General features: G+C 64.3%; 20 protein-coding genes and 3 pseudogenes. 14 read left to right on the forward strand and 9 right to left on the reverse strand.

Going from position 1 to position 22,221, the window contains the following annotated elements; translation table 11 throughout:
- The first annotated feature begins 83 nt into the window (after nt 1-83).
- From AVCA_RS08365 to AVCA_RS08375, 3 genes are all read left to right on the forward strand, one after another.
- Nucleotides 84-932 carry a CAP domain-containing protein gene (locus AVCA_RS08365; RefSeq protein WP_050764377.1) on the forward strand — a complete coding sequence of 283 codons (849 nt, stop codon included), beginning with the start codon at nt 84-86 and terminating at the stop codon, nt 930-932.
- 81 nt (nt 933-1,013) lie between these two features.
- The gene (locus AVCA_RS08370; RefSeq protein WP_012700457.1) at nt 1,014-1,355 is read left to right on the forward strand and encodes a hypothetical protein; all 342 of its coding nucleotides are present in this window, start codon (nt 1,014-1,016) and stop codon (nt 1,353-1,355) included.
- A 157-nt stretch (nt 1,356-1,512) separates the two neighbouring features.
- Nucleotides 1,513-1,722, forward strand: coding sequence for a hypothetical protein (locus AVCA_RS08375; RefSeq protein ID WP_012700458.1), 210 nt, complete (start codon nt 1,513-1,515; stop codon nt 1,720-1,722).
- A gap of 101 nt (nt 1,723-1,823) precedes the next feature.
- Here AVCA_RS08375 and AVCA_RS26380 read toward each other — a convergent pair whose 3' ends face one another.
- Nucleotides 1,824-1,994: a hypothetical protein gene (locus AVCA_RS26380; RefSeq protein ID WP_012700459.1), complete on the reverse strand. Its 171-nt coding sequence runs from the start codon at nt 1,992-1,994 to the stop codon at nt 1,824-1,826.
- Nucleotides 1,995-2,187: 193 nt separating this feature from the next.
- Between AVCA_RS26380 and AVCA_RS08380 the strand changes: the two genes are divergently transcribed.
- Nucleotides 2,188-3,213 (forward strand): IS110-like element ISAzvi3 family transposase, encoded by a 1,026-nt coding sequence (locus AVCA_RS08380; RefSeq protein ID WP_012700460.1) that lies wholly within the window; start codon nt 2,188-2,190, stop codon nt 3,211-3,213.
- A gap of 503 nt (nt 3,214-3,716) precedes the next feature.
- Here AVCA_RS08380 and AVCA_RS25960 read toward each other — a convergent pair.
- The 5 genes and pseudogenes from AVCA_RS25960 to AVCA_RS08405 form a co-directional block, all read right to left on the reverse strand.
- Nucleotides 3,717-3,881 (reverse strand): annotated as a pseudogene (locus AVCA_RS25960) (IS481 family transposase); the annotation flags it as partial.
- Between the two features lie 60 nt (nt 3,882-3,941).
- Nucleotides 3,942-4,247, reverse strand: a complete 306-nt coding sequence (locus AVCA_RS08390) for an ArsR/SmtB family transcription factor (protein ID WP_012700461.1) — start codon at nt 4,245-4,247, stop codon at nt 3,942-3,944.
- 129 nt (nt 4,248-4,376) lie between these two features.
- Nucleotides 4,377-5,345: pseudogene (locus tag AVCA_RS24640) on the reverse strand (LLM class oxidoreductase).
- Nucleotides 5,346-5,410: 65 nt separating this feature from the next.
- Nucleotides 5,411-6,535: an alkene reductase gene (locus AVCA_RS08400; RefSeq protein WP_175555995.1), complete on the reverse strand. Its 1,125-nt coding sequence runs from the start codon at nt 6,533-6,535 to the stop codon at nt 5,411-5,413.
- A 63-nt stretch (nt 6,536-6,598) separates the two neighbouring features.
- Entirely contained in the window at nt 6,599-8,098 is a 1,500-nt protein-coding gene (locus tag AVCA_RS08405) for an aldehyde dehydrogenase family protein (protein ID WP_012700465.1), read from the reverse strand.
- A gap of 182 nt (nt 8,099-8,280) precedes the next feature.
- On the opposite strand from AVCA_RS08405, the gene acuR reads away from it, so the two are divergent.
- The 4 genes and pseudogenes from acuR (at nt 8,281) to AVCA_RS25970 (ending at nt 10,845) form a co-directional block, all read left to right on the forward strand.
- Complete coding sequence (acuR, locus tag AVCA_RS08410) at nt 8,281-8,913, forward strand: acrylate utilization transcriptional regulator AcuR (RefSeq protein WP_175555994.1); 633 nt, start codon at nt 8,281-8,283, stop codon at nt 8,911-8,913.
- A gap of 48 nt (nt 8,914-8,961) precedes the next feature.
- The gene (acuI, locus tag AVCA_RS08415) at nt 8,962-9,945 is read left to right on the forward strand and encodes an acrylyl-CoA reductase (NADPH) (protein ID WP_012700467.1); all 984 of its coding nucleotides are present in this window, start codon (nt 8,962-8,964) and stop codon (nt 9,943-9,945) included.
- A 204-nt stretch (nt 9,946-10,149) separates the two neighbouring features.
- Nucleotides 10,150-10,423 (forward strand): annotated as a pseudogene (locus tag AVCA_RS25965) (HU family DNA-binding protein).
- A gap of 200 nt (nt 10,424-10,623) precedes the next feature.
- On the forward strand, nt 10,624-10,845 hold the full coding sequence (locus AVCA_RS25970) for a hypothetical protein (RefSeq protein ID WP_041816954.1): 222 nt from the start codon (nt 10,624-10,626) through the stop codon (nt 10,843-10,845).
- 182 nt (nt 10,846-11,027) lie between these two features.
- On the opposite strand, the gene AVCA_RS08425 is transcribed toward AVCA_RS25970, so the two are convergent.
- Nucleotides 11,028-12,005, reverse strand: a complete 978-nt coding sequence (locus tag AVCA_RS08425) for an arsenic resistance protein (protein ID WP_012700471.1) — start codon at nt 12,003-12,005, stop codon at nt 11,028-11,030.
- A gap of 103 nt (nt 12,006-12,108) precedes the next feature.
- Complete coding sequence (locus AVCA_RS24650) at nt 12,109-12,315, reverse strand: MerR family transcriptional regulator (RefSeq protein ID WP_012700472.1); 207 nt, start codon at nt 12,313-12,315, stop codon at nt 12,109-12,111.
- Nucleotides 12,316-12,429: 114 nt separating this feature from the next.
- On the opposite strand from AVCA_RS24650, the gene AVCA_RS08430 reads away from it, so the two are divergent.
- The 6 genes from AVCA_RS08430 (at nt 12,430) to AVCA_RS08455 (ending at nt 21,290) form a co-directional block, all read left to right on the forward strand.
- Nucleotides 12,430-14,616, forward strand: a complete 2,187-nt coding sequence (locus AVCA_RS08430) for a heavy metal translocating P-type ATPase (RefSeq protein WP_175555993.1) — start codon at nt 12,430-12,432, stop codon at nt 14,614-14,616.
- 102 nt (nt 14,617-14,718) lie between these two features.
- The gene (locus tag AVCA_RS08435) at nt 14,719-15,078 is read left to right on the forward strand and encodes a DUF2946 family protein (RefSeq protein ID WP_012700474.1); all 360 of its coding nucleotides are present in this window, start codon (nt 14,719-14,721) and stop codon (nt 15,076-15,078) included.
- 122 nt (nt 15,079-15,200) lie between these two features.
- Nucleotides 15,201-16,481, forward strand: coding sequence for a TolC family protein (locus AVCA_RS08440; protein WP_012700475.1), 1,281 nt, complete (start codon nt 15,201-15,203; stop codon nt 16,479-16,481).
- A 19-nt stretch (nt 16,482-16,500) separates the two neighbouring features.
- Nucleotides 16,501-17,043, forward strand: coding sequence for a hypothetical protein (locus AVCA_RS08445; RefSeq protein ID WP_012700476.1), 543 nt, complete (start codon nt 16,501-16,503; stop codon nt 17,041-17,043).
- Between the two features lie 13 nt (nt 17,044-17,056).
- On the forward strand, nt 17,057-18,157 hold the full coding sequence (locus AVCA_RS08450; protein WP_012700477.1) for an efflux RND transporter periplasmic adaptor subunit: 1,101 nt from the start codon (nt 17,057-17,059) through the stop codon (nt 18,155-18,157).
- A gap of 13 nt (nt 18,158-18,170) precedes the next feature.
- Entirely contained in the window at nt 18,171-21,290 is a 3,120-nt protein-coding gene (locus AVCA_RS08455; RefSeq protein ID WP_012700478.1) for an efflux RND transporter permease subunit, read from the forward strand.
- Here AVCA_RS08455 and AVCA_RS08460 read toward each other — a convergent pair.
- Nucleotides 21,206-22,117: a ParA family protein gene (locus AVCA_RS08460; RefSeq protein WP_085930847.1), complete on the reverse strand. Its 912-nt coding sequence runs from the start codon at nt 22,115-22,117 to the stop codon at nt 21,206-21,208. The two genes, AVCA_RS08455 and AVCA_RS08460, sit on opposite strands and share 85 nt — an antisense overlap.
- Nucleotides 22,118-22,221: the final 104 nt, after the last annotated feature.

The raw sequence follows: 22,221 nt of genomic DNA on the forward strand, positions 1-22,221 counted from the left end.
TGGGAGCGGAGCACCCCCCCCCGAGCGTGCTCGAAAGGCCTGCAATCGCGCATCATGGAGGTAGTCATATCGAGGAGGTTTCCATGCGCATTGCTTCATTCGTGGCACGGCTCGCGGCCGTATCGCTGGGTCTGGTGTCCGCCGTCGTCGGGGCCGGCGAAGAGGCGCAACTGGTGGCGTCGATCAACGCCTACCGGGCGCAGGTGCAGAGTTGCGCCGGCCGGGCGGCCGGCGAGCTGCCGCCGCTGACGGACGATCCGCGGCTGATCCTGCCGGCCGATGGCAGTGGGGATCTGCGGGAGTCTCTGGGGCTCGCCGCCTATCCGCTGGTCAACGCACAGGCGATCAGCCTGTCCGGCCCGCGCGACGCGCAAGCCGCCATGGCGACCTTGCGGCAGAGCTTCTGTCAGGTGGTGCTGGACCCGCAGTTCGTCGATATCGGTGTCAGCCGCGCGGAACGCGACTGGCGCATCGTGCTGGCGCGACCGTTGCTGGCCGGGCGCATGGGCGACTGGCAGGCGGAAGGGCAGAAGCTGCTCGAACAGATCAACGCCGTTCGCGCGCAGCCGCGCCAGTGCGCTGGCCAGCGGTTCGCCGCGGCGCCACCGCTGGCCTGGAGCTCTGTCCTGGGCGGCGCGGCCGAAAGCCACAGCCGGGCCATGGCCAACGGCAACTTCTTCGACCACAAGGACCGCGACGGCCGTACTCCGAGCGACCGGGCGGAACTGGCCGGCTACACCGGCGGGCTGATCGGCGAGAACATCGCCGCCGCCATGGACAACGCGCGCAAGGTGGTCGACGGCTGGCTGGCCAGCCCTGGTCACTGCGCCAATCTGATGAATCCGCAGTTCAGCGAACTGGGTGCGGCCTACGCCGCCGATCCGAAGAGCGATGCGGGAATCTACTGGACGGCGTTGTTCGGCGCGCCCTGAGCGGACGATGGCGCTCTTGCCTGCTGCTATCCTGAACGGTGGGCATCGCCCGTCCTTTCAGTCAACTCGGGAGAACTCGCGATGAGCAGCTTCGAGATTGAGAGCTGGCGCAAGACCAGACCCACCGAGAAATCGGTTCCCATGGGACTGATCCACTTCTATATCGGCGGCGACGACCGCCAGCACCTGGAACAGGCCGAGGAGCGCTTGCAGAGCACCGGCGAATCCGAGGCGCTGGTCGAGGTTGACCTGAACACCCTGGAACTGGTCACCCCGCCCGAATGCGGGCCGTTGTCCGACTGCCACTTGCGGGTCTACCTGCGGCCGGAGGATCGGCGCGGGCAGTTTCACTTGGTTGGACATCGTGCCAGCGACGGTAGCCTGATCTACACCAACGCTTTGCTGATCGACTCGCTGATGTAGTGCCTTCGGTCCTGGAAAGCGTGAGGATAACCGGCACGGCTCGGGGTATCCCTGGCGTTCGCTGGGGATGAGTTCGTACGGAGTTTTTTATGGCTTGATTGCTATAACGCTTTCGCCCATCCTGAGGCTCCACGTTGATCCGTTATCGGGGACAGGCATGAGCACGGCAGGGGTAAACCTGGCATTGTTGGCCAAGGTCAATCATTTTCTGGCTGCGAAAGGGGAACGGCAGATCAAGCGCTGCCAGCCCGACAGCGACAGGTATGAGGAGTTGGGAAGCCTGTATCTGATCGAAATGGCTTCCGGCGAAGTGCTCGACCACCATGTGGATATCGAAGCGTTCGCCGAGAAGATCGGCCTCGCCTAGAAAAGGCGAGCCTGTGTGGAACCCCGGCCTGGTGTCGGGGTTTTGCTTTGTGCGCCCAGCATGGGCGCACTCCTGTGGGTACAAGTCCCGTCGTAAGTTGATCACAGCGAATCGCGAGCGCGAACATGGCGTTGGCGTGGAGGCGCGTCAGGGCCAGTCGCGGCAGAGCCGGGGTGGATGGACGGTCGAGCCATTTCGATCGGGAGCGATTCCTGGCGGGTCTGTTTGCGCTTGCCGGCGTACTCGGCATCGGCAAAGGTCATCTGCTTCATCGGGAAACTCGGGCAATGGGATCGGTGTATTTCACCAGATTCAGAAAGTCTTCTTCAGATGGTATGGACGCCTCCCCCGGCAGCGGGCCGATTGCAACACCTCTGCATCGATAGAGGATCCTCGCTGCTCGGCATCGGAGTGCCACAGTGAAGCATGTGAATGGCAAGCATCACTTGAGCAAGAGGATCCATCATGGAACATAGCGTGATCGGCATGGACATCGCCAAGAAGGTTTTCCAACTACATACCGTCGACCAGAACACCGGAAAAATCGAGCGCATCAAACTGCGGCGCGATGAAGTCCTGGCGTTTTTCGCCCGGCGCCAACCCTGCCTGGTGGCGATCGAGGCGTGCGGCAGCGCCCACTGGTGGGCTCGTCAGCTTCGGCAGCAGGGGCATGAAGTGCGCTTGCTGGCCCCTCGCTCAGTGCGTCCCTTCGTACTGCGCAACAAGACCGATGCGGCCGACGCCCAGGCCATCTGGACAGCGGTACAGCAGCCCGGCGCCTGCCTGGTCGCCATCAAGCAAGCGGACCAGCAGGCCATTCTCTCGCTGCACCGTATTCGTGCCCAACTGCTGAAGTTTCGCATCATGCAGAGCAATGGTTTGCGAGGGCTGTTTTACGAGTTCGGGATTGTGCTGCCGGAGGGGTATGCCCCCTTGTCCAAGGCTATGCCGGAAGCCTTCGCCGAGGCGGAAAATCAGGTTCCTCCCGTACTTCTGGAGAGCCTGCGCGAGCAGTGGGCGCGGGTGCTCAGACTGGAGGAGGAAATCCAGGTGATCGAACTCCGCCTGAAGCGCTGCCTGCGCGAGAACCCCGACTGCCAGAAAATTGCAGAGATCCCCGGCATCGGTTTATTGACGGCCACCGCTGCGGTTGCCTCGCTGGGAGACGCGACGACCTTTCGTTCCGGCCGACAGTTCGCCGCCTGGCTGGGACTGGTTCCCCGGCAGACCGGTACCGGCGGTCGAGTCCGGCAACTGGGGCTGAGCAAGCGCGGTGACAGCTACCTGCGCATGCTGTTGATGCACGGGGCTCGCTCGATCCTCGCCAGGAGCCAGAAATCCGGATGGCTTGAGCGCTTGCTGGCCAGGCGGCCTCACAACGTGGCGGTCGCCGCGGTGGCCAACAAGCTGGCCCGAACCCTGTGGGCCGTGCTGGCCAAGGGCTCTCCGTACCGGGCCGAGCGCTTTACCGCATGCCCTGCGGGGCATTGAGAAACGGCAGCCAACAGGCTTCACAAGGAGCGCAGGCGGTAAGCACGTGATGGCGGAACAGGTCAGACCGTGGCGAGGTAAACCTGATAAGGAAGATGAGCCAGGGCGCTGCCCACAGCTCGATTTTCAGATGCGGGCCTCGCCAGCGGATTCCATCAGGGCCAGCAGGTTTTTCGGCCTGCACAAACAGGCCGGATATAAGACTGCTCCTACCTGAACGCCAGCAGGCCTACCTCTTGAGTTCCGGGAGGCGTCCATATAAGCCTTCCTTAGGTGTTTGTTCCCGGAAAGTACTGGTTCATGGTACGAGCCTCTCTCGAAGGAGGGTCCATGGCCATGGGAGGTTCCGGTCGCCTTTCGGGGACTACCTCTGGGCGTGTAACAGCAGTCGTCCGTTATGCGTGCTGAAAGGGCGTACTCCGATTGGCCTTATCCTGGAACAGTGGTATGAGGATCCGCAGCTCTTCAAAGACGATCCTGGCCATTACTTCCCGGGACCAAGCACCCATCGGAGCATCGGTTGTCGTGGTCCGCGTCCTCCACTTGGTCACGGTCTTCGGATTCAGCCCGTAGCGGGTGGCAAGGGCTCGGGTGCTCTGTTTCGACGCTTGGAGCTTGGCTCGAACACGCGGCGCCGTGCGGGCGCAGCCGTGAAAAACACTTCCCATAGGGCATCCTCCTCTTGACGACTCAGGGATGAGGCACCGCTACACGTTGGGACTACACACCTAGATCTTTTCTTGCAGTGTTTTGAGAAAGGCATCGATGTTTTCGTCATGACGCTTGTAGTAAGTCCACGGGCCGATCCGATGCGAGGTCACGAGTCGTGCGCGCTGAAGGGCGGTGAGGTAAAGCGACGTAGTGGACTGCGAAAGGCCCGTGCGCTCCTGGATGATGCTGACGCACACGCCCACTGTTTCCGGGTCGACTTCCTGCTCGGGAAAATTCGTCTTTGGATCCTTGAGCCAATTGAGGATATCGAGGCGCATCGGGTTCGCCAGGGCTTTAAGAACTTCGTTAAGGTCAATGTTCATAGGGTTTGTGATACCCATTTTTCGCGATATTGCAATATTCTCCTCGTCCGTGTGAGGAATTGGAAGGCCTACGAGAAGCCTTCATGATGCGTCACCTGTCGAAAGTAGTGGAAACGTTCACGAATGTTCCTACTTTCGTCCTGTTAAACCTCTGCGTCGGGAGGCGCGGGCCCTGACGTGAGGAAGGATATACATGCCGAGTTCCTCGAGCGCTTCGGCCACAGGACGCTTGCCATATTTCAAGTTCAGGATGACGTGGTCCACGCCGGTATCCTGAAGCGTCTGTAGCAAGGCCCGCAGGTGATCGCGCCCGAGGCGGAACCCCGGATGAATGTGGATGGGCGAGCATCCAGGTCGATGTAAAGCGACTGCATGAACGGCTTTTAGGCAGCACCGCACTGTTTCATGACCTCCTCTCGCCAGTCCTCCACGATCAGCCGCTGCATTTTCGGCGGGCGTGGAGAGTTGATCCAGCCATGGCTTTCGCGCGCGATCCAATCGAGCGACTGTCGGCTGTGTCCGGTCACGAACAGCGGGATTTCCCAGGTCGTGGGTTTGGGGATGAGGTCGGCGCTCAGCAATTCGCCGTCACTCCAGCGGATGGGCGCGAAGCGAGTGCGATGGGCCTGGCGTATCACTTCGCAGTGCTCTCGAAATATCTCGCCACGCTTTTCGGGATCGACATTAAAGGCAGGGAACTCCACTGGCTGGTCGCCGAAAGCCTCCCTCAGGAGCAAGCGGACGCTCGCCGCCGCCTTGGTGGTATGCAAGGGATGGTGCAAGGGAAGGGCGATGGAGGCGGTGCCTAGCACGATGTCTGTCGTATGGGCGGCCATGTAAGCCCAGGTACACCCAAGGGTCGAAGACTTGGCCGATATCGCCGAAATCCGGATCCCGAAGAGGGACGTCGCGAAACCAGAGTGCGGAAAGCCCAAGCTCCTCTGCGCGTTTGGCCAATGCGACCTGATTAAGCATGCTTGGTGTGTCCCCTTCGAAGGCCTCTAAGGGAAAGAACAATCCTAGGCTCAAGTGGCCTTGCGTGAAGGTTCGCCTGAATCCTCGATGCTCATGGTGGGAAATCATGCTCGGTTGATACATGTTCATCTTCCTCGGTCGGCGAACGCGAGCCGCGCTCTGGAGCCCCAGGGCGCGGGGTTGATCGCTCAGGGGCGATAGGTCGGGTAGTCGGTGTAGCCCTTGTCGGTACCGCCGTACATGCTGGTCAGGTCGACTGGATTGAGCGGCCAGTTGTTGGCGATACGGTCGGGCAGGTCGGGGTTGGCGATGAAGGGGCGACCAAACGCGATCAGATCGCCCCAGCCGGCCTGGATCACCCGATTGCCGCGTTCTGCGGTGTACTTGCCGGCATAGAGGATCTTGCCGCTGAAGGTCTTGCGAACATCCTCGCGGAAGGCCTCCGGCAACTCGGGGGCGTTCTCCCAGTCGGCTTCGGCGAGCGACAGGTAGGCGATGCCCTCGTCCTCCAGGATCTTCACGGCCTCGATGTAGGTCTGGTGGGGGTCTTCCTCGACCAGGCCGAGGTAGACGCGGTCTTCGTCCGTGGTGGCGAACAGGGGAGCGAAGCGGACGCCCATGCGCTCCTTGCCAACGACATCGGCAACGGCCTGAGTGATCTCGCGCAGGAAGCGCAGGCGGTTGTGCAGCGAGCCGCCATATTCATCGTCACGCCGGTTGGTATGGGCGGAAATGAATTGGTTCACTAGGTAGCCGTTCGCGCAGTGCAGTTCCACCCCGTCGAAACCGGCTTCCAAGGCATTGCGGGCGGCCTGGGCATAGAGCTGGATCAGCTCCTTCACCTCCGCAGTAGTCAGCGCCCGTGGAGTGGACGGCTCGGCCAGCGCGCCCGTGCCGGGGCCGGTCTCGATGAACACCTTGACGCTGTCCGCCCGGATGGCCGAGGGCGCAACCGGCGCTTCACCGCCGGGCTGCAGGGAGGTGTGCGACACGCGGCCGACGTGCCAGAGTTGAGCGAAGATCACACCCCTTTCGGCATGCACGGCATCGGTGACCTTGCGCCAGCCTTCGACCTGCTCGGCGCTGTGGATGCCTGGGGTCCAGGCGTAGCCCTGGCCACGGGGCTCGATCTGGGTACCTTCGGTCACCATGAAACCGGCACCAGTGCGCTGGCGGTAATAGGTGGCCATCAGATCGTTCGGAATATTGCCAGGCTGGGAGCTGCGCGAGCGGGTCAGTGGCGGCAGGACGATGCGGTTCTTGAGGGTGTACGGGCCCAACTGGGCGGTAGTAAAGAGTGCGGACTGTTTCATTTCATATACCCACATATCTAGAATATTAGATGTATTGAGTCAAATGAACGAGGCTGTGCGCGGTCAGAACAACCCGAGCGGCGCTTCGTTGAGGCTGACATAGATGTTCTTCTTCTGGCTGTAGGCTTCCAGAATCGACTTGTGGGTTTCCCGTCCCAGGCCGGATTTCTTGTAGCCGCCGAAGGGCGCGTGGGCGGGGATTTCGTGATAGGTGTTGACCCACATCCGCCCGGTTTCCACCGCGCGTGCCACGCGCAGCGCCCGGTTGATGTCCTGGGTCCAGACCGCGCCCGCCAGGCCGTATTCCGAATCGTTGGCCATGGCAATGACGTCCGCTTCGTCCTTGAACGGAATCACGCATAGAACGGGACCGAAGATTTCCTCGTAGGCCACACGCATGTCGTTGCGTACGTCGACCAGGATTGTTGGCTGGATGAAGAAGCCCGCATCGTAATCGGCACCTGTCAGACGACCACCGCCTAGCAGTACCTTGGCACCTTCCTGCTTGGCGATATCGACGTAGCCAAGGATTCGCTCCATCTGTGTCTTGCTGACCTGGGCACCCATCATGGTGTCCGGATGCAGCGGGTCGCCCACGCGCACGGCTTCGAATTTCTGCTTGACCTCATCCAGGAAGCGCTCGTAGATCGACTCGTGCACGAACAGCCGAGCGCCGGATTCGCAGACTTGGCCCTGGTTCCACAGAATGGCGAGTGCTGCGCCTTCCACGGCCTTGTCCCAGTTGGCATCGGGGAAGACGATATTGGCCGACTTGCCGCCCAGCTCGAGGGTCGCCGGAATGAGCTTCTTCGCCGCCGCGTCGGCCACCCGATGGCCGACACTTGTCGAGCCGGTGAAGGCAAGCTTGCGCACGTCCGGATGGTCCAGCAGCGCCTGGCCCGCCGAGGCACCCGTACCGGTGACGATGTTCACAACCCCGGCCGGCAATACCTGGGCGAAGATCTTTGCGAGTTCGAGGATGCTGACCGGGGTCAGTTCGGAAGGTTTGATGACGACGGTATTTCCTATCGCGATGGCCGGGGCGATTTTCCAGGCGGCCATCAGCAGTGGGAAGTTCCAAGGGATCACCTGGCCGACGACGCCCAGCGGCTCGCTGAGCACGATGCTGAGCGTCTGTTCATCCAGCATGACTGCCTCGTCCGAGTGGCTGCGGATCACGCCGGCGAAATAGCGGAAGTGATCGATCGCCAACGGGATGTCGACGGAACTGCTCTCACGGATTGGCTTGCCTACATCGAGGGATTCCAGGGCGGCGAACCGTTCGGCGTCGGCTTCCAGCAAGTCGGCGATCTTCAGCAGCGCATTGGCGCGTTCTATTGGCGTGGTGCTGCGCCAGGCTTCGAAAGCGCGTTGCGCGGCCTGTACTGCACGGTCGACGTCGACCGCCGTGGCGTTCGGGATGCCGGTGAGGGTTTTCCCGTTGGCGGGATTGAGGATGGTGATGGTTTCGCCGTTTTCACCTGCAACCCACTGATTGTCGATGAACAGGCCGTAGCTGCTGTCGGGAGCGTAGTTCGAACGGGTATCGTTGGACGCTTGCATAGGGTGCCTCCTGGGGGATGTGTGGTGGACTTCGAATTCAGATTATTTTCGATATCGAGATATGTCAATATTTAGTTTTTTAGTTTTTTCTCACCGTGCATGCAGCACCACCATGCAATCCCCCGTGCTACAAGGGAAGCGCTTGCTTGACTTTTGAGACGATCGGTCTAAATAATGAATCCATGAACACTGACAAACCTACGGCCCGCCGGGGCCGGCCTCCCAGGATCAATCGAGAGCACGGCGACACGCGTGAGGCCCTCCTGCGTGCCGGGATGGAAATACTCACCGAGCAAGGTTTCGCGGCCACTGGCATCGATACCGTGCTCAAGCGTATCCAAGTGCCCAAGGGGTCCTTCTACCACTACTTCGACAGCAAGGAGGCGTTCGGCCAACAGGTCCTCGAGCGCTATGCCGCCTACTTCGCCCGCAAGCTCGACCGCTGGCTGCTGGATCAGGACGAAGCCCCGCTGCAGCGACTGCGGAATTTCGTCGAGGACGCGAAGGCCGGCATGGCCCGGCACCAGTTCCGGCGCGGTTGCCTGGTCGGCAACCTGGGCCAGGAGGTCGTGGTCCTGCCGGACAGCTTCCGCTGGCAGTTGGAGCAGGTCCTGCTCGATTGGCAACAACGCCTTGTCCGTTGCCTGAACGAGGCGGTCGAAGCGGGTGAGATCGCTCCCGGTACCGACTGCAACGCCCTTGCGGCGTACTTCTGGATCGGCTGGGAAGGCGCCGTGCTACGCGCCAGGCTGGTCCAGGGTATCCATCCCCTGGATGTCTTCATCCAGGGATTTCTGACTGGCATCGAACGCTGATGCTTTTTTTTGCTGTTTTATAGACGATCGGTCTAAATTGAGGTCAAGATGTTCAAGGCAATCGTGATCGACAAGGACGCTTCGGCGTATCAGGCCCGGATGGCCGAGCTGGACGACGAGAAACTGCCCGAAGGTGATGTCACCGTGCGGGTGTCCTACAGCACGCTCAATTTCAAGGATGGGTTGGCCATTACCGGTAAAGGCCCGGTGGTGCGCCAGTTCCCGATGGTGCCGGGGATCGATTTCGTCGGCACGGTGGAGGCGAGCACGGATCCCCGCTACCAGCCGGGAGACAAGGTACTGCTCAACGGATGGGGCGTGGGGGAAACCCACTGGGGAGGGCTGGCGCAGAAAGCCAGGGTCAAGGGCGATTGGCTGATCCCGCTGCCTTTGGGCATGACTGAACGGCAGGCCATGGCCATCGGTACCGCGGGCTACACCTCGATGCTGTGCCTGATGGCATTGGAGCGTCACGGTGTGCGACCGGAGCAGGGCAAGGTGTTGGTCACGGGTGCCAACGGTGGTGTGGGCAGCTTCGCGATCGCGCTCCTGGCGCGCAATGGCTATTCGGTCATCGCCGCGACAGGCAGGCCCGAGGAGACCGATTACCTCAAGCAACTGGGTGCGGAAACGATCATCCATCGATCCGAACTCTCGGAGCCTGGGCGTCCCCTCGGGAAGGAGCGCTGGGCGGCGGCAATCGATTCGGTGGGCAGCCATACCCTGGCCAATGTCTGCGCTGGAACTCAGGCGGAAGGGGCGGTTGCCGCGTGCGGCCTGGCCCAGGGCATGGACCTGCCGGCAACCGTCGCGCCCTTCATCCTCAGAGGCGTGAGCCTGCTGGGTGTTAATAGTGTCACGCAGCCCTACCTTCGACGGGTCGAGGCCTGGAGCCGTCTGTGCGCCGAGCTGGATCTGGAAAAACTGACCGACATCACCCATGAGATCGGGTTGGAACAGAGTCTTCAGGCCGCGCAGCACTTGCTGCAAGGGAAGGTGAGGGGACGCTTGGTAGTGGACGTGAACAGCTGAAAGCCGTACTTCACGGTCTCGGGGTGGCCATGGCCGCCCCGGATCAACATGGCGATCTCATATCGGGTGTTGCTTAGAGGATGTGCAAGTTTACATATATTTGTAAACACCTTCTTAGGACGCGATTAACCATACAAAAAACATGGTCGAATCGCTTCAGCGGAATTTATCCTCGCGTTGACTGCTACAGCCAGAGGATTCCCGATGAACAAATCCGAATTGATCGCCAGCGTAGCGAATCATGGCGATCTGGATAAAGCCACTGCCACGAAGGTCATCAATGCTCTGCTGGAGACCATCGCGGCGCGAACTGAAGGCGGGTCGTGAAGTGAGTCTGGTGGGCTTCGGCGCCTTCACGGTGAAGGAGCGGGCCGCACGCACCGGGCGCAATCCCTCCACCGGTCAAGAACTCGAGATCAGGGCTGCAAGAGTTCCCGGCTTCAAAGCGGGTAAGGGGCTGAAAGAAGCGGTGAACTGATATGCGCTTTATAAATCACAACGTTTAGATGTTCCAAAAGTCCCTTGTACCTCTGGTCCCGTTCGTCAGGATAATAGTGATCTATCAGGCTTGTGATGGACTGAGAGCTTTCCTGACGCATTACTACAGTGTGTCGCATTATATCTTTGGCGCCTTCGTACCCCTGTTTTTTGGCTATTGGAACATCGGTCGAAAGAAAAATGCCAAACGGGAAATGGACCTGGCATTGGTCCTTTGTTTCCGGTGTGAGCTATGTTCTCCTCATGAATGTGGTAAAAGAAGTGTTCGACGATCCAACTGCGAACGGTATTCCATTCCTGCTGACTTGGCATCAGCTCGCTGCGGATATGTCCGGTCTCATTACTTTCATCGTGTGCTACATCGTCTGGTTCCGGCTTCAACAGGCGAAACTGCAAGCTTGACTGTGGCGGGGCTCAGCGACACCTCACTGCCCACAACTGATCTGATCTAATGATGTCGCGAATTTGCCGCGATTTTTTGAAAAACGAGAATTATATGCTGAAAATAGTCTGCGAATTCATGACTCCCCCTGCCGGCGGATAATTTGCAGTGGCTACTACTCATCAACCATTACCCAACTTGGCTATCCTGTAGCAGACGATTGATCCTGACCAACGAATGCCGGTATCGCTCGGATATAGATCAGCTCTCCAACCAGCTCGACCAGGGTCTGAGTGATTACCGCTGCCGCCGCAAGACCGCGAATGTCCTCAGGCAATGCCAAGGCTAACGGCAGAACTACCAGGGAATTGCGAGTAGAAGCGCTGAAGGTCACGGCCCTTGCTGCGCCAGTTGGAAGTTTGAACAGCTTCGAAACCAGCGCACCGACCAACGGCGCCAAGAAAAGGAAGCCGATATATACCGGCATCACTGGCAGCAACTTTTCAATATCGCTTACAACGGCTGCGATCTGCGATCCGACTACAACGACGAGCACGATAGCCATGGCTGGCACCGGCAACCATGCCCAGAGAGCAGTCCATGTCCTGATGATAGCTGACCTTTTGGCTATGGCTTCAGTAAGTAATGCCAAGACCAGAGGCGCCACAATCAGAGCGAGGAAGGCCTTGATGAACGGGCCGATAGACACCACTACCCCGGAAACACCACTGAGCATCAGGCCCAGATAGAGCGGCAACAGGACGAGTTGCAGCAACAGCAAGATCGGTGTAGCGGAAAGCATCAGCTTGGAGTTGCCTTTTCCAATGTGAGTGAAGACAACTACATAGTCGATGCAAGGCGTCAGCAACACCAGCAACGCCCCGGCCAGGATGGCTGGGTGACCAGATAGCGCACGAGTCAGACCCCACACCAGGAGCGGGATCAAGATAAAGTTGGCAACCAGTAGGGCGCCCATGAAAGACCTGCTGCTCAGACCTTCGCGCAAGTGGAGGAAGGGGATTTGCAGGAACATCGCATACATCAAAACAGCGATAGTCGGAGTGACCAGAGCTTCCAGTCCCGCCGCTGCCGACGGTGCAACAAGACCACCGAGCGCGGCGATAATGATCGCCACGAAATAGATCGGTATCTGATTCTGTTCCAGTGCATCCCTGTGCATATGTCTTTACCTCACAAAGCCCAAACTCTACGCGTTCCCTCACTGCACGTCGAACGCGCGGTAAGCAGGCTGTTCGCATCGCTGCGGTTCTGACAGGGATCGTTCAACGGAGCAGGGTACGGATCTCCTTGTAGGTCTTGTCCAGCAGGCGGCAGTGGCGAATGAGTGACAACTTCTCGACATGGGTACCCGTGACGCGGAAGTTGTCCCCCGAGTGGGCTGGCGCGGCCAGCAGTCCTGCCCGCTCGTGGTAGCGGATTTTTCCACCTGCGCTCCAGTGATCTCCGCCAGCCCCCGATTTTCGCTGCAATATCTTGGCGTTTGGTTGCGCGTGTCCTGCTTCGACTTTGGCCGCTTGACTCTGTAGTGGCTACAGAGTGTCTACTCGCGGATAGCAACGACGCCGAAGGGGAGGGAGAAGGACATGAGCGAATGCAAGGCCGACGGGTGTGGCTGTTCCGCCGCGACGCCCGTGCAGCCGCTGGCGCTTCCGGCCGAGGGCCCGGAGGTCGTGCGCTACCGTATCGACAACATGGACTGTCCCGTCGAGGAGCGGCTGATCCGCGGCAGGCTGGAAGCCTTTCCGGGCATCGCCGGGCTGGACTTCGACCTGCTGGGGCGCACATTGACCGTGCATCATCGTCTGGACTCCACCGCGTCGGTCGAAGCGCAACTGCGCGCCATCGGCATGCAGGCGCGGCGGCTCGATGCGGCGGCCCCCTCCGGCTCGCAGGCGACCGCCGAGGCCCCGGGGCAGCGCTGGTGGCCGCTGGCGCTGGCCGGGGTCAGCGCGACGCTGGCCGAGGTCGTGCACTGGCTCAACGGCGGCAACCACTGGCTGGTGGTGGTCCTTGCCGTGCTGGCGATCGTCAGCGGCGGCCTTTCGACCTACAGGAAAGGCTGGATCGCGCTCAGGAACCGCGACCTGAACATCAATGCGCTGATGTCGATCGCCGTCACCGGCGCGATGCTCATCGGCGAATGGCCGGAGGCAGCCATGGTGATGGTTCTGTTCGCCCTGGCCGAGGTGATCGAGGCCCGCTCGCTGGACCGCGCGCGCGATGCCATCCGCGGCCTGCTGGAGCTGGCGCCGGACACCGCCACCGTCCTGCAGGCGGACGGCGAATGGCGCAGCGTACCCGCCCGGCAGGTGGCGGTCGGCGCGACGGTGCGCCTGCGGCCCGGCGAGCGGATCGCCCTGGACGGCGTGGTGACCGACGGGCGCTCGAGCGTCGACCAGGCGCCGATCACCGGCGAGAGCCTGCCGGTGGAAAAGGCCGAGGGCGATAGCGTGTTCGCCGGCACCATCAACCAGACGGGCTCGTTCGAGTACCGGGTGACGGCCGAGGCCGGACAGTCGACGCTGTCGCGGATCATCCATGCCGTCGAGTCCGCCCAGGCCGCCAGGGCGCCGACCCAGCGCTTCATCGACCGCTTCGCGCAGGTCTACACGCCGGCGATTTTCCTCGTCGCCTTGCTGACCGCGGTGCTGCCGCCGCTGTTCGCGGACGGCGCCTGGACGGACTGGATCTACAAGGCGCTGGTGTTGCTGGTGATCGCCTGTCCGTGCGCGCTGGTGATCTCCACCCCGGTGACCATCGTCAGCGGCCTGGCGGCGGCGGCCCGCAAGGGCATCCTCATCAAGGGCGGCGTGTACCTGGAGGAGGGGCGCAGGCTGGCCACCCTGGCCCTCGACAAGACCGGCACCCTCACCCGCGGCAAGCCGGCGCAGACCGATTTCGTCGTCTGGACGGGCGACGAAGCGCCGGTGCGCGCCCTGGCGGCGAGCCTCGCCGCGCGTTCCGATCACCCGGTGTCCCGGGCCATCGCCGTGGCGGCGGAGGAAGCTGGGCTGGCGATCCGCCCGGTGGACGAGTTGCAGGCCATTCCGGGGCGCGGCGTGCGCGGGCGTATCGACGGGCACCTGTACCAGTTGGGCAACCACCGGCTGGTCGAGGAACTGGGGCTGTGCTCGGAGGCCATCGAGGCTCGCCTGTTCGCCCTGGAGCGCCAGGGCAAGTCGGTGGTGGTGCTGGTCGACGAACAGGACGTCCTGGGGATCTTCGCGGTGGCCGACACGCTGCGGGACAGCAGCCGGGAGGCCATCGGCGAACTGCACGCACTCGGCGTGAAGACCCTGATGCTGAGCGGCGACAACGTCCATACCGCGGAAACCATCGCCCGTTCGGTCGGCATCGACGAGGCGCGCGGCGGTCTGCTGCCGGAGGACAAGCTCAGGATCGTCGAAGGCTTGAGGGAGGCGGCCGGGAAGGGCACGGTCGGCATGGTCGGCGACGGCATCAACGACGCGCCCGCCCTGGCCAAGGCCGATATCGGCTTCGCCATGGGCGCGGCCGGTACCGATACCGCGCTGGAAACCGCGGACGTGGCCCTGATGGACGACGACCTGCGCAAGATTCCGGCCTTCGTGCGCCTCTCGCGGGCGACCGCGACGGTACTGTGGCAGAACATCGCCTTCGCCCTCGGGATCAAGGCGGTGTTCATGCTGCTGACCTTCGCCGGTCTGGGCAGCCTGTGGATGGCGGTGTTCGCCGACATGGGCGCCAGCCTGCTGGTGGTGGCCAACGGACTGCGCCTGTCGCGCGGGTAGCCGGAGAAGCGGCGGGCGACGATCCGTCGCCCGCCCGCCGGTTCTCCGGTCGAGCCGCAATTGCTAAGATTCCACCCCGTCGAACGCTTCGTGAAAGATCCCATGCGCCGTTGGTTGACGATTCTTCTGCTGGTGATGATGCCGCTGCAGCTCGGTTGGGCCGCATTGGGCAGCTATTGCCAGCACGAAGCGGACGGCCAGCCGAAGCATCTCGGCCATCACTATCATCAGCACAAGGCGGCCCAGGCGGGCGACGATGGCGACGGTTCCGACGCCAAGACCGGCAAGAGCATGCACGGCGACTGCAACGGCTGCGTTTCCGCCGGCATGCTTCCGCTCTTCTCCCACCACTATCCGCTGGAGCTGAGCGCCGCCACGGCCGATATGCCAGGCCTGCGGGCCCAGCCGATCTTCCGGCCCGCGTTGCCGCCCGACCGCCCCGACTGGCTTCGCCTCGCCTGATCGGCGAGGCGCCTCCCCCGCGATCCGCCCCGACCGGCGTCGTCCGACGCCAGCCGGTGGCTTGGTCCTGTCGATGATGTCTCGCCGATTCCCGTGGTCGTTTTCATCACTGGAGAGTCGGGATGTTCCCAAGCAAAACCAAGAAATGGTTGCCCTGCGCCCTGCTGGTGCTGGCCGGCGGCGCTTCCTGGGCGCAGGCCGCGGAGCCGCGATCCGCCACAGCCGGTGCCTTTTCGCTGAAGCAGGCGTTCGATGCCGCCTGGGCTCGCCAGCCCGAAGCGCAGTCGCTGTCCACCCGTAACGAGGCAGCCAGGGCGCGGCGCGAGGTCGCCGATGGCTGGCTCGCCGAGCCGGCGGCCCTGTCGTTGTCGACCGAGGGCGATCAACTCGACGGTAACGACGGTAGCCGCGAGCACATCGTCGGCCTGTCGCTGCCGTTGTGGCTGCCCGGCGAGCGCTCGCGGATGGGGGCCGTGGCCGACGCCGAGGCGCAGGCCACGACGAGCGGCGCGCTGGCGGCGCAGTTGCGCACGGCAGCGCAGGTCCGCGAAGTCTATTGGCAATGGCAACGGGCTCGCGTGGAGCGGGATCTGGCCCGCGAGCGGCAGGCCAAGGCGCGGCAACTGGCCGCGGATGTCGCCCGGCGGGTCGTGGCCGGAGAACTGGCGCTGGCCGACCGTCACCAGGCCGAGGGCGCCGCCGCCCTGGCCGACATGGAGCTGACCACGGCCGAGTCCGTGCTGGCCGGTGCCGCGCAGCGGTTGCGGACGCTGACCGGCATGCGTCCCGTGGAGGCCGCGTCGCCGCCGGAGCGGATCGTCGACGGCGAACCGGAGCCCGCCGACAGCGAGGATGCGCCTGCGCTGGAGGCCGCCCATCCCGCGCTGGCGGCATTGCGCGCGCAGAGCGAGGTGGCACGCAGTTCGGCCGAACTGGCGCGGGTGCAGACCCGCGCCAATCCCGAGTTGACCCTGTCGGCGACGCGCGAGCGGGAGCGTTCGGGCGAATCCTACGACCAGACCCTGCTGGTGGGCGTGCGCATTCCGTTCGGCTCGGCGAGCCGCAACCGGGCCAAGCAGGCCAGCGCCCAGGCCGACGCCATCGAGGCCGAGGTGCAGTGGCGCCTGGAGCGTGAGCGCGTGCTGGCCGACCTGGAGGCCGCCCGTCTGCGCCTCGACGCCGCCGTGGCGAAGGCCCGCGCCGCCGAGCAGCGCGCCCGGCTCGCCGAGGAGTCGCGCGGCTTCTTCGACAAATCCTTCCGCCTTGGCGAAACCGACCTGCCGACCCGCCTGCGCATCGAGCTGGAGGCGAGCGAGGCGCGCCGCCAGGCCGCCCTGGCCGGGCTCGACCGGACGGCCGCCACCTCCGACTTGCGCCAGGCCCTCGGCCTGCTGCCCGAATGAACTCCCGAGGACTTCGACGATGAACCTTTTTCCAAGACCGACCGCCTGCGCCATGGCGGTTCTGCTTTTCGCCGCGGCACCGGGCGTTCCGGCGGACGACGGCCATGACCACGGCGAGGCGCCCGCCACGCGAACGGGACCGGCCCTGCCGCGCTTCGCCGCGGTTTCCGAGCATTTCGAGCTGGTCGGCGTGCTCGACGACGGGCATCTCGCCCTCTATCTCGACCGGGCCGACGACAACAGCCCGGTGACCGGTGCCACGCTCGAACTGAGCGTCGGTGGCATCGCCATCGCCGTCGAGGAGCACGCCCCTGGCGAGTTCGAGGGCAGCCTGGCAGCCGAACTCGAAGAGGGCGAACTGGCCGTGGTCGCCACGGTCGCCGTCGGCCAAGTGCGCGAGCGGCTGACCGGCGAGCTGGATATCCACCATGACGAGCATGCCGACGAGCACGACCACGGCATTTCCCAGGGCCTCTACGGCGCCGCCGCCGGAGCGGCGCTTCTGCTCGTATTGCTGGGCTGGGCAGTGCGCCGCGCCCGTACCGCTTCCCGTCTTGTGTGAAGGTGCCCCATTCATGAAAGCGAACTTCCTGATTTTCGCCGCCTGCCTGAGCCTGGGCGCTCCGGCCCTGGCGGACGACGGCCACGACCATGGCGAGGCCGCGCCGGTGGCCAACGCCAACGGTCCCCAGCGTTTACCCGATGGCAGCGTGTTCCTGCCCAAGCCGGCGCAGCGCCAGCTCGGCGTGCGCACGCTGCCGGTGAGCCTGGACGAACTGCCGCGCAGCTTCGAACTGAGCGGCAAGGTGGTCATGGATCCGAACGCCGGCGGCAGGGTCCAGGCCATGCTGGCCGGGCGCCTGGAGGCCGGACCGCGTGGCCTGCCCGGCATCGGGCAGACTGTGAAGAAAGGCGAGGTCCTGGCCCATGTGGTGGCCAGCAGCGACGTGCTGGAGCGGGCCAACCAGGCCGCGCAACTGGCGCAATTGCGCGCCGCCCGGCAATTGGCCGAGCAGCGTGTGGCGCGGCTGCGCGAACTGAGCGACACGGTGCCGCGCAAGGACATCGAGGCGGCGGCCAGCGAGGTCGCCAGTCTGGCGGCGCAGATCGCCGCGCTGGGTGCCGGCGCCGGGGCGCGCGAAGCGCTGGTGGCGCCGGTTTCCGGGGTGATCGCCTCGGCCAGCGCGGTCGCCGGCCAGGTGGTCGGCGCCGGCGAACTGATCTTCGAAGTGATCGACCCGACCCGGCTGCGCGTCGAGGCGCTGGTCTACGACCCGCAGCAGGCCGCCGACGTGGCGGGCGCCAGCCTGGCCGTGGGCGGCGAGCGCGTGCCGCTGACTTTCGTCGGCTCTGCCCGCAGCCTGCGCGAGCAGGCGCTGCCGATGCTGTTCCAGGGCGAGGGCGAGGCCCTGGCGCGCCTGGCGGTGGGGCAGGCGGTGCGGGTCTTCGTGCAGAGCGCCAGCCGGGTCAGTGGCATCCGCGTTCCGGCGGCGTCCCTGATGAAAAATGCCGCCAACCAGAACGTGGTCTGGGTCAAGACCGCGCCGGAACGCTTCGAGCCGCGCGTCGTCGTCTTCGCCGTGCTGGACGGCGCCTCGGTGGCGGTGACCGCCGGGCTGCAGGCCGGCGAGCGCGTAGTGACCCAGGCCGCCGGCCTGCTCAACCAGATCCGCTGAAGGAGCCGACAGCATGTTCAAGTGGCTTCTCGACAACAGTCTCGGCAACCGCCCGCTGGTGATGGTCGCCAGTCTGGTACTGATGGTCTACGGTGCTTTCACTCTGGCGCGCATGCCCGTGGATGTCTTCCCCGACCTCAACAAGCCGACCGTCACCCTGATGACCGAGGCCGGCGGCATGGCCGCCGAAGAGGTCGAACAACTGATCACCTTCCCGCTGGAAACCACCATGAACGGCCTGCCCGGCGTGGAGAGCGTGCGCTCGGTGTCCGGCAGCGGGCTGTCTTTCGTCTACGTCACCTTCGACTGGAACACGGAGATCTTCCGCGCCCGGCAGATGGTGTCGGAGCGACTGTCGGCCATGGAGGAGGGCCTGCCGCCGGGCGTGGTGCCGCGGATGGGGCCGATCAGTTCGATCATGGGCGAGATCATGCAGATCGCGATTCCCATCGACGAGGCGAGGATCACGCCCATGCAGGTGCGCGAGTTCGCCGACTGGGTGCTGCGCCCGCGGCTGATGGCGATCCCCGGGGTGGCCCAGGTGATTCCCATCGGCGGCGAGGTGCGCCAGTTCCAGGTGCAGCCGGACACCGCGCGCATGGCGGCGCTGGGCATCGGCCACGGGCAGTTGGAGGAGGCACTGCGGGGCTATTCCTCGAACAGCTCCGGCGGTTTTCTCGAACTCAATGGCCGCGAGTACCTGATCCGCAACCTGGGACGCACCTCGGACCTGGACGATCTGGCGAACCTCGCGCTGACCGCCCGCAACGGCCAGCCGATCCTGCTGCGGCAGGTCGCCGAGGTGACCTTCGCCCCGGCCCTGAAACGCGGCGACGCGGGGTTCGAGGGCAAGCCGGCGGTGATCCTTGGCATCCAGAAGCAGCCGACGGCCGACACCATCCACCTGACCCGCGCCATCGAGACGGCCCTGGGCGAGATGAGCGCCTCGCTGCCGGCCGGCATGCAGGCGCCGCAGGTGACCTTCCGCCAGGCCAGTTTCATCGAAGCCTCGATCGGCACGCTGCAGGGCAAGCTGATCGGCGCCTCGGTGTTCGTCGCGGCGATCCTGTTCCTGTTCCTCGGTACCCTGCGGCCGACGATCATCGCGCTGACCGCCATCCCGGTATCGATCTTCATGACCGGCCTGGTGTTCAAGTATTTCGGCTTGTCGATCAACACCATGACCCTGGGCGGCCTGGCCATTGCCATCGGCGGGCTGGTCGACGACGCCGTGGTCGGGGTGGAGAACGTCCTGCGCCGCTTGAAAGAGGACCGGGCCAGGCATCCGGAACACCGCCTGCATCCGCTGGAGCTGGTCGGCCAGGCGACCCTGGAGGTGCGTTCGGCGATCCTCTACGCCACCCTGATCATCGTCCTGGTGTTCCTGCCGCTGTTCGCCCTGCCAGGCATGGAGGGGCGGCTGTTCGTGCCGCTGGGGATCGCTTTCATCGTCTCGACCCTGGCTTCGCTGGTGGTTTCGGTGACCGTCACCCCGGTGCTGTCCTTCTACCTGCTGCCGCGGATGAAGTCGCTGGAGCACGACGATACCCGCCTGCTGGCCTGGCTGAAGCGGCGCTATCGCGCCAGCCTGCGGGCCGTGCTGGAGCGGCCGAAGGCGGCGCTGGCACTCGGCGGCCTCGCCGTGCTGGTCGCGGCGGCGGGGGTGCCGCTGTTCCCGAAGACCTTCCTGCCACCGTTCAACGAAGGCACCCTGCTGATCGGCCTGCGCCTGAATCCGGGGGTGACCCTGGCCGAGTCCTCGGTGCTGGCCCGACAGGCCGAGACACTGGTGATGCAGGTGCCGGAGGTGACCCACGTCGGCCGGCGCAGCGGCCGGGCCGAGCTGGACGAGCATGCCGAGGGCGTGCACGTCAGCGAATTGGATGTCGGCCTCGAGTCGGCGGCGGAGCTGACCCGTTCGATGGACGAGATCGCCGCCGACATCCGCGCGCGGCTGGTCAACCTGCCGGCGGCCATCGGCATCGGCCAGCCGATCTCCCACCGCATCGACCACATGCTGTCGGGGGTGCGCTCGCAGATCGCCATCAAGCTGTTCGGCGAGGATCTGGACACCCTGCGCGGCCAGGCGGATGCCCTGCGCGCCCGTCTGGCCGGCATTCCCGGCATCGCCGACCTGGAAATCGAGAAGCAGGTGCTGGCCCCGCAGATCAAGGTCCGCATCGACTATGCGGCGGCCGCGCAGTACGGCGTGCCGGCGCCGCAGCTCCTGGCGACCCTGCAGAGTCTGGTCGAGGGCGAGAAGCTGACCCAGATCGTCGAGGGCAGCCGGCGTTTCGCCCTGGTGCTGCGCCTGCCCGAGGCGGCGCGTTCGCCGCAGGGGCTCGGAAGCATCCTGTTCGAGACGCCGAACGGCCGGGTGCCGTTGTCGCGTTTCGCCAGCATCGAGGAGAGCGACGGGCCGAACCAGATCAGCCGCGACGACGGCAAGCGGCGCATCGTGCTATCGGCCAACGCCCAGGGACGGGCGCTCTCGGACGTCGTCGGGGACATCCGCGAGGCGGTCGCCGGGATGCCGTTGCCGGAGGGCTACTTCGTCACCCTCGGCGGCCAGTTCCAGGCCCAGGAGGAGGCATCGCGGCTGGTCGGCCTGCTCTCGGGCGTCTCGCTGGTGCTGATGTTCGTAGTGCTCTACAGCCGCTACAAATCGGCGACCCTGTCGGCGCTGATCATGGCCAATATCCCGCTGGCCCTGGTCGGCGCGGTGCTGGGCCTATGGCTGTCGGGGCAGCCGCTGTCGATCGCCGCGCTGATCGGGTTCATCACCCTGGCCGGCATCTCGGTGCGCAACGGCATTCTCAAGGTCAGCCACTACATCAATCTGATGCGCGTCGAGGGCGAGAACTTCGACCACGCGATGATCCTGCGTGGCTCGCTGGAGCGCCTGAGCCCGGTGCTGATGACCGCGCTGGTCACCGCCTTCGCCCTGGCGCCCCTGCTGTTCGAGGCCGAGCGCCCCGGCACCGAGATCCTGCATCCGGTGGCGGTGGTGATCTTCTCCGGTCTTATCAGCTCGACCCTGCTGGATACCTACCTGACGCCGGCGATGTTCTGGCTGTTCGGCCGCCGGGACAGCGAGCGCCTGGTGGCTGAAGGCGGCGGGGGCGCGTTCTGATGGGTGGTTTCGCGGTACGTGGGTACGACACCGGGTAGGACACGAGCGCGTAGGCAACGGCATTGGTCGGCGCCGGCGGGACTCTTTCGTCCGGCCGGTTTGACGGGTTCGAATCGGTGGATGGGTTGGCCGAGCGCGGCGGCTTGGCGAAATGCCGTCAGGTGCCGCAGGTGGGCGTTCATCACGCCAACGCGGGTGTCGGCCGTTTCCGGGAACATCTTGCGCAGCGTGTCGGCGACGTCCTGGGCGTGGCGGGTCTCGTCGAGACGATTGATCAGCAGGGAGACCCGCGGTATGCGGAGATGGGTGTACTGCGTCAGGGTTTGCAATTCGTCGAGCATGCCCAGGGTGCCGCGGATGAACTCGCGGGCCGCGAGCAGCTCCGGGGTGATCGGCGACAGCGCGTGGTCGCTGGCGAGCACGGCCGACTCCAGGGTGATGCTGCGGGCGCCCTGGGTGTCGATCAGCACCACGTCATAGCCGTGGAAGCGGCGGATCAGGTTGGAGAGGCGGAAGCGGCCGTCCGGCGCGGCCAGCAGGAGCTGGGGGAGCTGTCCCTGGAAGTCGTTGGAGACGACGATATCCAGTCCGTCGATGACGGTCCTGGACACGACCTGGTCGGGGTCCGTCTGGTTGAGCGCGATCAGTTCGTAGACGCCGCCGCGGGCCTCGCTGGTCAGCCGGTAGTAGCTGGAGAGGGTCGGCTGGCTGTCGAGGTCCAGCATCAGGACCCGCAGGCCGGCGTCGGCGAGCAGGGCGCCGAGGTGGGCGCAGGTGGTGGATTTTCCGACGCCGCCCTTGGTTGAGATTACCGTGATTGTGAACAAAGCTATTCCTCCTGAATTTCATCATGAGGAACGGCATGCTCAAGGACCCTCGGGCTAGCTGTTCTCCGTCTCCCTTAAGCCTTCGTTAAGGGTGGAAACGCGAG

The organism is Azotobacter vinelandii CA (assembly GCF_000380335.1).
Taxonomy (GTDB): Bacteria; Pseudomonadota; Gammaproteobacteria; order Pseudomonadales; family Pseudomonadaceae; genus Azotobacter; species Azotobacter vinelandii.

What these genes read in the sequence shown, in the direction of transcription:
- AVCA_RS08365 (WP_050764377.1), top strand. Translation starts at nt 84, where the DNA reads ATGCGCATTGCTTCATTCGTGGCACGGCTCGCGGCCGTATCGCTGGGT.
- AVCA_RS08370 (WP_012700457.1), top strand. Translation starts at nt 1,014, where the DNA reads ATGAGCAGCTTCGAGATTGAGAGCTGGCGCAAGACCAGACCCACCGAG.
- AVCA_RS08375 (WP_012700458.1), top strand. Translation starts at nt 1,513, where the DNA reads ATGAGCACGGCAGGGGTAAACCTGGCATTGTTGGCCAAGGTCAATCAT.
- AVCA_RS26380 (WP_012700459.1), bottom strand. Translation starts at nt 1,994, where the DNA reads ATGAAGCAGATGACCTTTGCCGATGCCGAGTACGCCGGCAAGCGCAAA.
- AVCA_RS08380 (WP_012700460.1), top strand. Translation starts at nt 2,188, where the DNA reads ATGGAACATAGCGTGATCGGCATGGACATCGCCAAGAAGGTTTTCCAA.
- AVCA_RS08390 (WP_012700461.1), bottom strand. Translation starts at nt 4,247, where the DNA reads ATGAACATTGACCTTAACGAAGTTCTTAAAGCCCTGGCGAACCCGATG.
- AVCA_RS08400 (WP_175555995.1), bottom strand. Translation starts at nt 6,535, where the DNA reads ATGAAACAGTCCGCACTCTTTACTACCGCCCAGTTGGGCCCGTACACC.
- AVCA_RS08405 (WP_012700465.1), bottom strand. Translation starts at nt 8,098, where the DNA reads ATGCAAGCGTCCAACGATACCCGTTCGAACTACGCTCCCGACAGCAGC.
- acuR (WP_175555994.1), top strand. Translation starts at nt 8,281, where the DNA reads ATGAACACTGACAAACCTACGGCCCGCCGGGGCCGGCCTCCCAGGATC.
- acuI (WP_012700467.1), top strand. Translation starts at nt 8,962, where the DNA reads ATGTTCAAGGCAATCGTGATCGACAAGGACGCTTCGGCGTATCAGGCC.
- AVCA_RS25970 (WP_041816954.1), top strand. Translation starts at nt 10,624, where the DNA reads ATGCCAAACGGGAAATGGACCTGGCATTGGTCCTTTGTTTCCGGTGTG.
- AVCA_RS08425 (WP_012700471.1), bottom strand. Translation starts at nt 12,005, where the DNA reads ATGCACAGGGATGCACTGGAACAGAATCAGATACCGATCTATTTCGTG.
- AVCA_RS08430 (WP_175555993.1), top strand. Translation starts at nt 12,430, where the DNA reads ATGAGCGAATGCAAGGCCGACGGGTGTGGCTGTTCCGCCGCGACGCCC.
- AVCA_RS08435 (WP_012700474.1), top strand. Translation starts at nt 14,719, where the DNA reads ATGCGCCGTTGGTTGACGATTCTTCTGCTGGTGATGATGCCGCTGCAG.
- AVCA_RS08440 (WP_012700475.1), top strand. Translation starts at nt 15,201, where the DNA reads ATGTTCCCAAGCAAAACCAAGAAATGGTTGCCCTGCGCCCTGCTGGTG.
- AVCA_RS08445 (WP_012700476.1), top strand. Translation starts at nt 16,501, where the DNA reads ATGAACCTTTTTCCAAGACCGACCGCCTGCGCCATGGCGGTTCTGCTT.
- AVCA_RS08450 (WP_012700477.1), top strand. Translation starts at nt 17,057, where the DNA reads ATGAAAGCGAACTTCCTGATTTTCGCCGCCTGCCTGAGCCTGGGCGCT.
- AVCA_RS08455 (WP_012700478.1), top strand. Translation starts at nt 18,171, where the DNA reads ATGTTCAAGTGGCTTCTCGACAACAGTCTCGGCAACCGCCCGCTGGTG.